We start from the raw sequence: 12,920 nt of genomic DNA, 5'->3' as shown, positions 1-12,920 counted from the left end.
TTACCAGTTATTTGTTGTTTATAAAAGCTTAAGAGTTAAAAATTCACTATCAAATCATCGATAGTGAATTTTTGGTCATATAATTTAAATGACAATGTAGCCGACTTTTTAAGATTTAGCAGGTTTAGATGGGCGGCTAAATCCTTGACGTTTTAATTCTAATTTGGCAATCATGGTTTTATGCACTTCATCAGGGCCATCGGCTAAACGTAGCGCGCGAGCTTGGGCAAAAAAAGCAGGCAACATCGTATCTTGACAAACACCCATGCCACCGTGAATTTGAATCGCCATATCAACCACTTCTTGCAAGACAGTCGGTGCAACGACTTTAATGGCAGAGATTTCAGTCAATGCCGCTTTGGTCCCCTTCGCGTCCATTTTTTGCGCCGCGTATAGTGTCAATAAACGCGCTTGGTCAATTTTGATACGGGCGTCAGCAATACGCTCAAAGTTACCGCCTAATTGTAGCAGAGGCTTACCAAACGCGGTACGCTGCATACCGCGCTTAACCGCGAGCTCAAGAGACTTTTCGGCAGCACCAATACAGCGCATGCAATGGTGAATACGACCTGGTCCTAGGCGACCTTGCGCAATCTCAAAGCCCATACCAGGTCCACCGATAAAGTTATCGACTGGCACACGCACATTATTAAAGCGGACTTCGCCATGACCGTGCGGCGCATCATAATCACCAAATACCTTTAACATACGCTCGATGTTAACGCCTGCGGTTTTTGCTGGCACCAATACCATCGAATGCTGATGATGACGGTCTTTATTCTCATCAGGCGTGTACGCCATGACTATCAAAATATCGACCGCAGGGTCACCAAGACCCGATGACCACCATTTGCTACCATTGATAATAATCTCATCGCCATCAACCACAGCTGTCGCTTGCATATTGGTCGCATCACTGGAGGCGACATCAGGCTCAGTCATACAAAATACCGAACGCGTTCTACCTTCTAAGATTGGCGTTAGCCATTTGTCTTGCTGCTCTTCAGAACCATAGCGCCATAAAAGCTCCATATTGCCGCTATCAGGGGCATTACAGTTAAACACATAAGGCGCTAATAAACTGCGACCAGTGAGCTCGGCAATCGGTGCATAATCGGTCACCGACAACCCTGCCCCTAGCGTGTCATCTGGCAAAAATAAATTCCATAGACCGGCTTCGCGTGCTTGTTTACGCAAACTCTCATACTTCTCTGGCCACTGCCAATTTTTCCAATTGCCGTCTGGGTTTTGCGCATGACAATCCGCCCAAAACTGTGCTTCTATTGGCTCAATATAGGTTTCGATAAATGCTTTGACTTTGGCGTGCATGGTTTGACCATGTTCGGTGGCGGTAAACATCAATGTATTTTCAGACATAGCTGGCATCCTTTTCCTTGCTGATGGTTAATGATTTTCATCACGTTTACATAAGACTTTTATAAAAAGCTCAATGCTAACTTTATAGTGTACGTGCGTATACTCTGTTCTGTATGCCACATTTATAACACAGCATTTATGAATAAACAGCAAAAAGGCGCGACCCGCTAGGACACGCCTTTTACAAAATACAAACAATGCATCTATTTAGAGTGGAAAACTGAAAATTACTTTAGGATATTTAAACGGCTATTAAAATCAAAACGTGCCAATGCATCTGGCAGCTTGTCAATCGCCATATTTACCGTTGCTTCGGCAGCTTGTGACAATCCTAGCTTCTCTGCGAGCGTTGGCTTTTGACGGGAATGCAGCGCATAGACTTCATTGTCTTCCATACGCTCTAAAATATAGCTGTCTGAGGTTTGTAGGCTATCAATTAATTTGAGTTTCAGCGCATCTTCGCCATACCAATGCTCGCCTGTTGCTACTTTTGCGACATCCAATGCTGGACGATAGGTGTTCACGAAATGTTTGAATAACTCATGCGTTTGCTCAAGCTCTTCTTGGTACTTGGCACGGTCGTCAGCGTCATTTTCACCAAACATAGTGACAGTACGTTTATAGTCACCAGCGGTAAACATCTCATAATCGACGTCATGATTTTTTAGCCATTTATGAAAGTTTGGCAACTGTGATACCACACCGATTGAGCCAATAATGGCAAAGGGCGCAGCCACTACGTTATCCGCCACACACGCCATCATATAACCACCACTGGCCGCGACTTTATCGACACAGACTGTTAGTTTTAAACCAGCCTCTTTTAGACGTGCCAATTGCGCTGCTGCCAAACCATAACCATGAACCAAGCCGCCACCTGATTCAAGACGTACCACGACTTCATCACCTTTATTTGCGCTGCTGATTAATGTGCTGATTTCTTCGCGTAAATGCTTGACTGCCGTGGCTTTGATATCACCGTCAAAGTCGAGAACGAAAACTTGTGATTTATTATCACTGTTTTTTTTCTTATTTTTGCTTTTTGCCTTCAATGCTTGCTTGGCTTTTTTAGCCATTACTTTTTTGAATTGCTTAAGCGCGGCTTTACCTTGAGTTGCCTCCATTAAGTCTTCACGGCGTTGTTCTTGGCTTTTATTTAGATGAACAACTTGTAGCTCAATAGGGTTCTTAGCAGGGTGAAAAAGCATGAGTAGCATTCCTTACATGATTAGAATAATTTTAATAAGATTTTATAAGTGAGCCTGATATGTGCACAGTGGCTGATATTTTCAAGCAATATGACAATATTTAACCCGATGCAAATGTTACTGAATAAATACGCCCATTACTGATACTTTCCTACGCTTTGATTGGACGCCACTGGTTGTATAACAAGGGCAGATTAGGCATAATATGCGTTTACACCAAATTTTCTGTAGCCAACGTGATGACCATTTGTCTTAATCGCGTTATTTGTGCGTTTTTAGCGGATAGCTTGAATCGTACAGCAATGGCTGCATTATTGTATTTCGAATTGGGCTGATAACTGGATAATTATATTATGACGCAAAGCACTATGACGCATAGCGAATATCGAGACGAATATTGCGGAGCCGTAACCGAAAGCTTCATCGATCAAACCATCAGTATCGTAGGCTGGGTGCATCGTCGTCGCGATCACGGTGGGGTGATTTTTTTAGACATGCGTGACCGCGCTGGTATCTTGCAGGTCGTCGTTGACCCTGATACACCAGAAGCCTTTGCAATGGCTGATGCGGTACGTCCTGAATATGTGCTAAAAATCACTGGTCGCGTACGTCAACGCTACGCGGGTACTGAAAACAATAATATGACCAGTGGTCAGATTGAGCTGTTGGGCAAAGAAATTGAAGTATTGGCGAAATCTGAAACACCGCCTTTCCCATTAAATGATGAGAAAACCACAGTATCAGAAGACTTGCGTTTAAAATACCGCTATCTTGATATGCGTCGTCCGCAAATGCAAGAGCGTATGGTTTTCCGTGCTAAAGCCACGTCAGCCATTCGTCGTTACTTAGATGACCATGGTTTCTTAGACGTTGAGACCCCTATCTTGACTCGTGCGACACCAGAAGGCGCGCGTGATTATCTTGTGCCATCACGCACACGCCCGGGTAACTTTTTCGCCTTACCACAATCACCACAACTATTTAAACAGTTATTGATGGTGTCAGGTTTTGATCGTTATTATCAAATCGCTAAATGTTTCCGTGACGAAGACTTACGTGCTGACCGTCAGCCTGAATTTACCCAAGTGGATATTGAGACTTCTTTCTTAAACGAAGAAGAAATCATGAACATCAACGAAGGTTTGATTAAGCATTTATTCAAAACCATGATGGATGTTGATTTTGAGCAATTCCCACGCATGACTTACGCAGAAGCGATGCGTGACTATGCCTCAGACAAGCCTGACTTACGTATTCCATTAAAACTCATCGACGTTGCTGATTTAATGAAAGACGTTGATTTTAAAGTATTTGCCGGTCCTGCTAACGATCCTAAAGGTCGCGTTGCTGCCCTACGAATTCCTGGTGGCGCGTCATTAAGCCGTAAGCAAATCGATGCTTATACCAAATTCGTTAGCATCTATGGTGCACGTGGTTTGGCGTATATCAAAGTTAACGATGCGAGCAATATCAACAACGGCGTTGACCAAGAATCTGGTCTTCAGTCTCCTATCATCAAAAATATGACCGATGACGTATTGGTCAGCTTGATTGAGCGTACTGGTGCAGAAAGCAACGATATTATATTCTTTGGTGCGGATAAAGCCAGTGTCGTCAATGACGCAATCGGCGCACTACGTCAAAAAATTGGTCTAGACCTTGAGATGACTACTTGTCAGTGGGCGCCACTTTGGGTCACTGATTTCCCAATGTTTGAGCAAACGGATGATGGTCGTTGGACGTCAATGCATCACCCGTTTACTAAACCTAAAGGTTCTGTTGATGAATTGAAAAACAACCCAGAATCTGCCCTTTCTATCGCTTATGATATGGTACTAAATGGTACAGAAGTTGGCGGTGGTAGCTTACGTATCAATACCTATGATATGCAGCAAGCCGTACTTGAAGCGTTAGGTATCGGCGAGCAAGAAGCTGAAGATAAGTTTGGCTTCTTACTTGACGCCTTAAAATTCGGTGCGCCGCCGCATGGTGGCTTGGCCTTTGGTTTAGATCGCTTAATTATGCTCATGGTAGGCGCAGACTCTATCCGTGATGTTATCGCTTTCCCGAAAACCAAAACTGCTGAGTGCCCACTAACTCAAGCACCTGCTGAAGTTGATAGCAAGCAGCTACGTGATCTTGGTATCCGTGTGCGCGAAAAAGCACAGGCTGACACCAACAAACCTGCGCAATAAATGGTCTAACGATGTCCGGATATTTTTTTCAGTACTTATTACGTGATTCATCACCGTGTGAATGGTTATGAATCCGTATCACATTTTTAAAATCGTGCCATTGTCTGTCTTGCAGATACTGGCACGTTTTGTTGCGTGGGTGATTATCAAGATACCCAATTTGAGTATCATGCGTACAGTCAGTATCAATTTGGCGTTAATTGCGCCTAAGCTGACTAATGTGCAAAAACAAGTGTTAACCAAAGAGATTATTTATCACCAGTGTTTGACCAGTATTGAATCGATTAAAAGCTGGGCCATGCCACCTGAGTGGAGTATCGCTCAGATTCGCGACGTTCATAATAAAGACATTTTATTAGAAGGACTTGCGAGTGCCAACGGCATGCTCGCTATCGTGCCGCATCTTGGTACGTGGGAGATGATGAACGCTTGGCTCAATCAATTTGGTTCCCCAACCATTATGTACAAACCTGTCAAAGGTGACATTACCAACAACTTTGTGTTACAAGGGCGTTCAAGGCTTAATGCGACCCTAGTACCAACCGATGGTAGCGGTGTGAAAGCCATATTTAAAACCCTCAAACAAGGTGGCTTTAGTATCGTCTTACCCGATCATGTTCCCGACCCTTCGGGCGGCGTGGTTGTGCCCTTTTTTGGTATTAAAACGCTAACCAGTACGCTTGCTTCTAAACTTGCTAGTAAAACCAGATGTGCCTTGGTCGGCTTATCTTGTATTCGCCGTGACGATGGTCGTGGATTTGACATCTATTGTTATAAGCTTGATGATCCAGCACTTTATGATCGTCATGCTGAGACCGCCGCTTATGCACTTAACCAAGCCATGCAACAGATGATTGAAGAAAAATGCAGTCACTATATGTGGGGCTATCGACGTTTCAAACATATTCCCGCATTAGGAAATCCTTACAACGTTGATGAAGAAACTTTGGCCAAATTCATTCGTGACAACAAGCGGGCTGATCAAAACGTTCATGACACAACCACGCGCGCTGGCAATGAGCCATGAACAATGACCTTACAATTAGCCAAACGTTTAGAGAGCTCGTGAATCATAGCTGTGATAATATTGGCTGACTTTTGTACCCTTAGACGTTACTAGGGCGTGTCCTCAGTTCAATCGATCGTCTTATAAATGGATTAGAGATGACTAAATTTTGCCAAATAGCGTCAAATATTCAGTCAATAGCTCGATATTGTCTGCGCTATTTTTTCATTTGGCGACAATTTATCTCATTTTTATCACCATGTAAAAAATGAGAACACGCCCTAAATATTTTTTATTTATATTAATATGAGTGCATTATGGCAACTGACGTAACCAATACCTCATCGACAGACCACACGCACGCACGCAGCAGCACTGCTGAGCAGCGTTATGTTATCTGTATGAAATGGGGTGACAAATACGGCGCTGAGTACGTCAACCGTCTTTATAATATGGTCAGTCGCCATTTGACCTTAGACTTCCAAATGATCTGCCTCACTGATGATAGTAGCGGTATCGACCCTGCTGTGACTTGCCATCCTATTCCAGAGATGGATTTGCCTGCCGGTCCTGAGCGTGGTTGGAAAAAACTCACGACTTTCAAACCTGAACTATATGGCCTTAAAGGTGTGGCTTTATTTTTAGATATCGACATTGTTATTGTTGACAACATAGATGCCTTTTTTACCTATCAAGCTCAGCACAAAGACAGCGTGGTGATTATCCGTGATTGGAAAAAACCGTGGCGAATGATTGGTAATAGCTCTGTTTATCGTTTCAATATTGGCATGAACACCTATCCTGATTTGCTCGCAAACTTTGAGCGTAACTTTGCCACCATTCGTACCCAAGTGCGCCATGAGCAGGCTTATCTATCTAACTATTTACGTGAGCATCATCATTTAGAGTATTGGGATAAAACGTGGTGTGTCAGCTTCAAGTACCAATGCATCGCCCCTATTCCCTTTAACTTTGTGCGTGCGCCTACTCTGCCGGATGGCGCAAAGATTGTCATCTTTCATGGTGAGATTAATCCGCCAGATGCCATCAATGGTAGCGGCGGTAAATGGTATCGTCATGTTAAACCAAGTCCTTGGCTAAAAGATTATTGGCAGTAGTAGTGACGAATTTATACTGAACGGTTTAAAATACAGAACTGTAAAGAATAAACGTATCACAGCATATCAATACTTGAGGAAAACAATGAAAGTACAAACCTACCTAATCAACCTTGATGGTAGCCATGAGCGCTTAGAGAATGCTAAAAAGCAACTCGATAGTATCGATTGGAGTTTTGAGAGGTTTCCTGCTTTTGATGGACGTGGCAAATCACTGTCTAGCTTTGAAAATTATGACGACCAGCAAGCAAGGCAGACTCTCGGTCGTAGCCTTTTAAACTCCGAGATCGGTTGCTATCTTAGCCACTATCATTGTGTGTCGGCATTTTTAGAGAGCGATGCAGACTACCTAATCGTTTTAGAAGATGATATGCAGTTGTCTGATAATTTTAAGAGCGTTACCACGCAGTTGTTAGATTTTTTGTACGCCAATAAAAATTTAGAGTGGCATTTAATCAATATTGCCGCTAATAAAAAAAAGATAACGAAAGATATTACCCAAATCAATAACCATACTTTGTGGCATGCTTATTATTTTCCTATTTTAGGCTTGGGCTTGATATGGTCCAGAAAAGGGGCAGAAGAATTTATAGAAAAAGGCAAAATGATTACCATGCCAGTTGATGTGTTTTTTCAAAACTGGCTCAGCCAAAGCGCTAAAGGTTTGGGGGTTTGGCCAGCATTGGTAACTCCCTCAGATATGGACAGTGATATTTGGAGTGAAGCAAAAGCAAAAAATATACAACGTAAAGAGTTAGAGAATAGAGACTGGTCTTATAGCCTAAAAAAGAAGCAAAGAATATTGCACAACAAAATACTTGCCATTAAAAACTTATATTCACATAAATAGTACTTATATTATGAAAAATACTGTTATCAGCTTAACTGCTGCTATAGACAGAAGAGAACACATCAAAACTGAGTTTAACAAACATAATATCAACTTTGAATTTTTTGATGCGCTTACGCCAAGTGTGGCTGAAGCTTATGCTAAAAAACTCTGTACAAACTTTGAAAGTAGCAATCTTAGTGGTGGTGAGCTGGCATGTATGATGAGTCATGTCTCAATTTGGCAAAAAATGATTGACGAAAGCATACCCTATCTGGCTATCTTTGAAGATGATGTCTATTTGGGCGAAGATGCTGAATATTTATTAAATACGACAGATTGGATTCAGCCTACATGGCATATTATAAAAACTGAGACGGTCAATGATAAAATACTTTTGTCTTCCGATAGATATGAGGTTATCGCTGAAAAAAGATACCTTGCTCAATTAAAGGGTACTCATTTAGGTTCAGGTGGCTATATTTTATCATTACATGGTGCTAAGCTTTACTTTGATTATTTTACTAAAAACAAGTTAATACCAATAGATGAGCTGATGTTTGATACTTTTCTGAGTGAAGGTTTAGAACCTATTTACCAAATGACGCCTGCTCTATGCATACAAGAAATTATATTGTGCGGTGCTAACTCAGCATTGTTATTGCCAGGCTCATTAATGACAGATCGCAGCAACAAAGTAAATAAAATAAAGAAACCTTTCACTTATAAACTAAAAAGAGAAGTTAGTAGGCTTGCTTTACAGATGAAAAAAGCGCTGTCTGCTGAAAATATTCCTTTTAAATAATCTATAGTCAATCTACTATAAAGTAAATACAGTGTTACTGGAATAATTGTACTCTTTTTATTTAGGACTAACTATACTGTATGTTAATCATCCAAATAAAATCAGACTCAGAAAATTATTATTAACGACTAAATAAGCGCAATGTCATTTTATCTAGCGAATATTTTACAGGTCTTATTTACAGGTTTTTTATAAACCTAGCAGGTAACAAAAATGTTTTTAGTGAAAAACCTCAGATTACTGGGAGAAGGTACGCAAAAAAAGGTTTATGAGTATCCCGATGACTTAGAGAAAGTCATTAAAATAATGAAGACAGAGCATGCAACAGCGACTGGTGGTAGAGCAGGTCAGCATCACTTGCGAGCACATCGATCACAAGGTATTTACAGACAGTTTCGCAGAGAGTTATTACAATATTTACAGCTATGTAAAAATAACTATGCTAATTTTAACTTTACCTTTCCTATCGAAACGGTCTACGGTTTTGTGCCTACTGACCAAGGTTTAGGTTTGGTAACTGAAAGAGTTCTAGATCCGAATGGTACGGCAACCTCACTATATGAGATTGCAACAAACCATAGTTTTGAGGATAAGCATGCTATTGCTTTAGATGCCCTATTCAATGAATGCGTAGAGCAGCATGTTGTATTTGGTGAAGTTAATATCGCAGGAATTATGTATACCGAACAAAGAAGAGGCTTTCCTGAATTCGTACTGGTCGATGGTATTGGCGAAAAGCTACTTATACCTTTTAGAGCCATGAGTAAAAGCATTAATAGTCGTAACGTTAGAAAAATTGAAAAGCATATTAAAAACCAGATTAATGATTACCAAAATAAAATAACTATCAAATAGATAGCTTATTTTTTGAGTAACTCTCCAAATAATTCATGATAGCCTTGAGTAATATGGTCTTTACTATATGAGTGTAAAGCCTTTTGTCGTGCAGCTGATGCTAATTGCTGATACTCCGCAGGATTAGATAATACCGATGATATCGTAGCAGCCAATTTGCTAGCATCTCCAATAGGAAAAAGAAATCCGTCTTTTTCGTGATTTATTAGCTCTTCTACCCCTACTGCCTCACTTCCAATAATTAAGCAGCCGCTCGCCATTGCCTCTATTACAGCGAGATTTAGTCCTTCGAACCTACTAGACATCACAAATATTTTATGATTTAGCAGTAATTTATCAACTTCGTTACTATAGTCTATAAATTTAATTTGGTCTTCTAAGGCGTATTGTTGCACCAGTTGCATAACTTCTTTCTTATAACGCTCACGCCCAGTGCCTACCAGCGTTAAATGTGGGATGACTCCTTGTTTTTTGAGCTTATGCATTGCCTCAATTAAGGTAACATGATCCTTACTCTTTGCGTATCTACCAACCATAATCAAGTCTTGTGGTCTAGCACTTATAGGCGATAGATTATCTCCTCCAAATCGCGTGGTATCGATGCCATTTGAGATTACTTGGATAGGTGACTGTAGGCCTTGATTAGACAAGGTTTTTGCAACCCCTTGTGAAACCGCGACCACTCTATCGGTATATTTACTTAGTTTGCGTGTTTGGTAAAGCTTCCAAGGAGTATAACGCTCTCTAGAGTTATGCTCAACTTGGATTAAATGAGGAACTTTAGCCAGTAATCCTGCTCGACGCCCTAACAAATGCTCAGGAAATCCATGAGCAACTAAAATATCTGGCCGCCATTGTTCACATAGATTTTTTAGCTCCAGTATTGTCGTTATATGGGTCGCACCTGTGATTACTTGATACTCGATATTTTTGTCATCCAATCCTTTTAGCTTTTCCGCTACTGTTGTACTTTTGCGACGTAATACCAATAAACTCTCAATTGAAGGTAATTGATTGTGTGCCGCGATCAAGTCAACAGCTACTTTTGTAGCTCCAGAGAAACCGCCCGTGACAAAATGTAAAACTCTCAATGGTTTCTCCTTAAGTACATCTAAATAGATATAAAAATTTATTTACTTTAAAGACAGTTTTATTATCTTTACAAATTTCTTGAAAAAATAATTCGCAGTTTTAAATGGCTTGATAGAAAATAGCTTTAGTGAATATTTTATTTTATTACTGCTTTCTTCATACTGTTTTTTAGTATTAAACCACTTTATATTGGCCAGCGCTTTATTATAATATTTTGAATCCTTAAAAAAAATTAATACATCCAGTCTACCCTGTTTCATTTTTTCTGAATCTTTTGAAAAATTATTATCATGTTGTCTATATAAAGCAAATATTTCACTCATATAATAAATCCTGCCATGCTTTGTTAATTTTAGCCACATGTACCAATCTTCTAAAACGATGCTGGAATCATAGCCACCAGTTTCTTTTAATGCTTGGAGTCTAATCAGCTGTGTCACTGCAGGCAGGTCAAACTTGTGCATTATTATTCTTTTGAAATCATAATATCTTGATTTACTTAAGCTGGTTGCTATTATTTTATCATTTTCATCAATATGCTGAACACCGCCAAACACCGCTAAAACATTATGGTGACTATTTAGAAACTCGACCTGCACCTTAAGCTTATGACTCAGTATGACATCATCTGAAGCGATACCAGAATAATACTCTCCCTGACACCACTCGATGGCTTCATTCAAAGTAGCGCTCAAACCTTTATTTGGTCTAGATCTAAACTCAAAATTAACAAAGCGTTGCTCACATAACTTTGTCATCTCTTCAATTTTTGCAAACGATCCATCTTTTGAGCCATCATCTATGATAATAAGTTCTATATTTTCGTATGTTTGATTTATGACACTTTGGATAGAAGCTTGGACAAAATCTTCATGGTTATAGCAAGGTATCACTACGGAAACTAAAGGTTTTGACATATCAAGACTCATAATAAATTTGTTATTCTAAAAAAAATTAATCTTATTTTTCTCGTGAACTTTATTGTACTGAACAGTCCAGAATAATTAATTTTACTCATACCTTCAATTATAGCTTTTTTCCAATCTGCCTTATTTCTAAGCTCTGTCTTATGTTTACGCATATAGCTATAAGTACTCCATAGGACATATACTATATTATCTTTAGTACTCGCATATATTTTCGGCTGGTCTAAGAAAATATCATTTAAAATAAATGCATTTCTTAACATCAAATAATGATTATCATTCACTTTCTGAGTAGTAGAAAGAAAATTGTAGTGATAATAATACACTGATGAAATTCTTATTATTTTTTCTGAGTTGAAAAAATTTAACCTTGTTATTACTTCATCATTATTTATGTAATTATCGTTATTAATATTATACTTTTCGTAATCTTTATAGCTTTTCTTAATAACTTCCTTTCTAATAGCAAAGCAACCATGTACATGCCATCCATTTAAAGAATTTACTATACATTCAATAGGATCCAGCTCATTATCTAATGTATAAAAACAGAGCTTATTCCAAAATTTATTTTTATTTTCAATTAACATCTCCGGTATAACTATGTCTACATCTAGATTACTATGATAAGTTTTATAAACTTCACTTATCATATTTTCTGAGAGACTATCATCACAATCTAGAAACAGTATAAACTCAGTAGAAGCATTTTCTATGCCTAATCTTCTGGCTTGGGCTGCACCTTTATTTTCTTGCTCAAAAACTTTATAGTTAAAGCTAACCCCCAATGCCAAATGATCTTTAATGACTCTTAAAGTGTGGTCAGTCGATCCATCATCAACGAAAACAACATCAAAATTTTGATTTTTTTGATTCTTGAGAGTTTCAATGCAGCTTTTTATATTTTCTTGCTCATTATGCATTGGTACAATTATACTTATAAGACTCATTCAATTCCTTTATTGCTAATCCATAATAAAATTAAAACAATTTGCATCATAAAAGACGGCCGTATTAGATAACTGGTTTAACTCCCGTTGTCGTAATCAAATTATTCAGAATACATCCAAAAATCATTACATCTCTGAATAATTGTAGTGACGTCTTCCATAGTCATGGTAGGCCCTATTGGTAAACTTAACACTTCATCATGCATTTTTTCAGAAATGAGATAGCTAAGCTTATTCCACTCTTTATAAGCAGGTTGCTGATGTGGCGGAATAGGATAATGTATCAGTGCCTGAATCCCATTTTCAGCTAAGTATGTTTGTAGCGCATCTCTATGTTTACAGCGAATCACAAAAACATGCCAAACGTGGGCGCTATCATTTTCCTGAGTAGGTAAGATGATTGCTTTATTTTTAATGCCTTCAAGATAAGCGTTCGCGACTTGTCGGCGATGCGCAATTTCTTTATCAAGATACTTTAATTTAGGGGCTGTCCTAGATAAGTAAAATAATCTAGGATAGTCATATGAGAAAGAGCAGATTAAGTTGGTACAAACAAACC

At 39.2% G+C, this 12,920-nt stretch carries 12 protein-coding genes; 6 read left to right on the top strand and 6 right to left on the bottom strand.

The genetic code is table 11. The features are described 5' to 3' along the window. Positions 1 to 108 precede the first annotated feature (108 nt). Positions 109 to 1,359, bottom strand: a complete 1,251-nt coding sequence (locus JMX95_RS05155) for an acyl-CoA dehydrogenase family protein (RefSeq protein ID WP_045455026.1) — start codon at positions 1,357 to 1,359, stop codon at positions 109 to 111. 245 nt (positions 1,360 to 1,604) lie between these two features. Beyond that, positions 1,605 to 2,585, bottom strand: coding sequence for a protease SohB (gene sohB / locus JMX95_RS05150; protein WP_055124124.1), 981 nt, complete (start codon positions 2,583 to 2,585; stop codon positions 1,605 to 1,607). Positions 2,586 to 2,953: 368 nt separating this feature from the next. Between sohB and aspS the strand changes: the two genes are divergently transcribed. The 6 genes from aspS (at position 2,954) to JMX95_RS05120 (ending at position 9,393) form a co-directional block, all read left to right on the top strand. Continuing rightward, on the top strand, positions 2,954 to 4,780 hold the full coding sequence (aspS, locus tag JMX95_RS05145) for an aspartate--tRNA ligase (RefSeq protein ID WP_045455030.1): 1,827 nt from the start codon (positions 2,954 to 2,956) through the stop codon (positions 4,778 to 4,780). 67 nt (positions 4,781 to 4,847) lie between these two features. Then, positions 4,848 to 5,807, top strand: a complete 960-nt coding sequence (locus JMX95_RS05140; RefSeq protein ID WP_201560188.1) for a lysophospholipid acyltransferase family protein — start codon at positions 4,848 to 4,850, stop codon at positions 5,805 to 5,807. Positions 5,808 to 6,187: 380 nt separating this feature from the next. Beyond that, the gene (locus JMX95_RS05135) at positions 6,188 to 6,904 is read left to right on the top strand and encodes a glycosyltransferase (protein ID WP_413786822.1); all 717 of its coding nucleotides are present in this window, start codon (positions 6,188 to 6,190) and stop codon (positions 6,902 to 6,904) included. A gap of 85 nt (positions 6,905 to 6,989) precedes the next feature. After that, the gene (locus tag JMX95_RS05130) at positions 6,990 to 7,754 is read left to right on the top strand and encodes a glycosyltransferase family 25 protein (RefSeq protein ID WP_201560186.1); all 765 of its coding nucleotides are present in this window, start codon (positions 6,990 to 6,992) and stop codon (positions 7,752 to 7,754) included. A gap of 10 nt (positions 7,755 to 7,764) precedes the next feature. After that, entirely contained in the window at positions 7,765 to 8,538 is a 774-nt protein-coding gene (locus tag JMX95_RS05125; protein WP_201560185.1) for a glycosyltransferase family 25 protein, read from the top strand. 213 nt (positions 8,539 to 8,751) lie between these two features. After that, entirely contained in the window at positions 8,752 to 9,393 is a 642-nt protein-coding gene (locus JMX95_RS05120) for a YrbL family protein (protein ID WP_201560184.1), read from the top strand. A 5-nt stretch (positions 9,394 to 9,398) separates the two neighbouring features. Here JMX95_RS05120 and JMX95_RS05115 read toward each other — a convergent pair whose 3' ends face one another. The 4 genes from JMX95_RS05115 to JMX95_RS05100 form a co-directional block, all read right to left on the bottom strand. Then, positions 9,399 to 10,484, bottom strand: coding sequence for a glycosyltransferase family 4 protein (locus tag JMX95_RS05115; RefSeq protein WP_201560183.1), 1,086 nt, complete (start codon positions 10,482 to 10,484; stop codon positions 9,399 to 9,401). Positions 10,485 to 10,526: 42 nt separating this feature from the next. Further along, entirely contained in the window at positions 10,527 to 11,402 is an 876-nt protein-coding gene (locus JMX95_RS05110) for a glycosyltransferase family 2 protein (protein WP_201560182.1), read from the bottom strand. A gap of 8 nt (positions 11,403 to 11,410) precedes the next feature. Further along, positions 11,411 to 12,361, bottom strand: a complete 951-nt coding sequence (locus tag JMX95_RS05105) for a glycosyltransferase family 2 protein (RefSeq protein WP_201560181.1) — start codon at positions 12,359 to 12,361, stop codon at positions 11,411 to 11,413. A 101-nt stretch (positions 12,362 to 12,462) separates the two neighbouring features. Beyond that, positions 12,463 to 12,920, bottom strand: a 458-nt coding sequence (locus JMX95_RS05100; protein WP_201560180.1) for a DegT/DnrJ/EryC1/StrS family aminotransferase, incomplete at its 5' end; no start/stop codon positions are given.

The sequence above is a fragment of the Psychrobacter sp. NC44 genome, from assembly GCF_904846655.1.
Taxonomy (GTDB): Bacteria; Pseudomonadota; Gammaproteobacteria; order Pseudomonadales; family Moraxellaceae; genus Psychrobacter.
Note: the sequence above shows the minus strand (reverse complement) of the source record. Positions and strands in the feature narration are given on the sequence as shown.

Excerpts from the sequence above, each read along its gene's own strand:
- aspS (WP_045455030.1), top strand. The coding sequence starts at position 2,954 with ATGACGCATAGCGAATATCGAGACGAATATTGCGGAGCCGTAACCGAA.
- JMX95_RS05130 (WP_201560186.1), top strand. The coding sequence starts at position 6,990 with ATGAAAGTACAAACCTACCTAATCAACCTTGATGGTAGCCATGAGCGC.
- JMX95_RS05120 (WP_201560184.1), top strand. The coding sequence starts at position 8,752 with ATGTTTTTAGTGAAAAACCTCAGATTACTGGGAGAAGGTACGCAAAAA.
- JMX95_RS05135 (WP_413786822.1), top strand. The coding sequence starts at position 6,188 with ATGAAATGGGGTGACAAATACGGCGCTGAGTACGTCAACCGTCTTTAT.
- JMX95_RS05105 (WP_201560181.1), bottom strand. The coding sequence starts at position 12,361 with ATGAGTCTTATAAGTATAATTGTACCAATGCATAATGAGCAAGAAAAT.
- sohB (WP_055124124.1), bottom strand. The coding sequence starts at position 2,585 with ATGCTTTTTCACCCTGCTAAGAACCCTATTGAGCTACAAGTTGTTCAT.
- JMX95_RS05140 (WP_201560188.1), top strand. The coding sequence starts at position 4,848 with ATGAATCCGTATCACATTTTTAAAATCGTGCCATTGTCTGTCTTGCAG.
- JMX95_RS05125 (WP_201560185.1), top strand. The coding sequence starts at position 7,765 with ATGAAAAATACTGTTATCAGCTTAACTGCTGCTATAGACAGAAGAGAA.
- JMX95_RS05155 (WP_045455026.1), bottom strand. The coding sequence starts at position 1,359 with ATGTTTACCGCCACCGAACATGGTCAAACCATGCACGCCAAAGTCAAA.
- JMX95_RS05110 (WP_201560182.1), bottom strand. The coding sequence starts at position 11,402 with ATGTCAAAACCTTTAGTTTCCGTAGTGATACCTTGCTATAACCATGAA.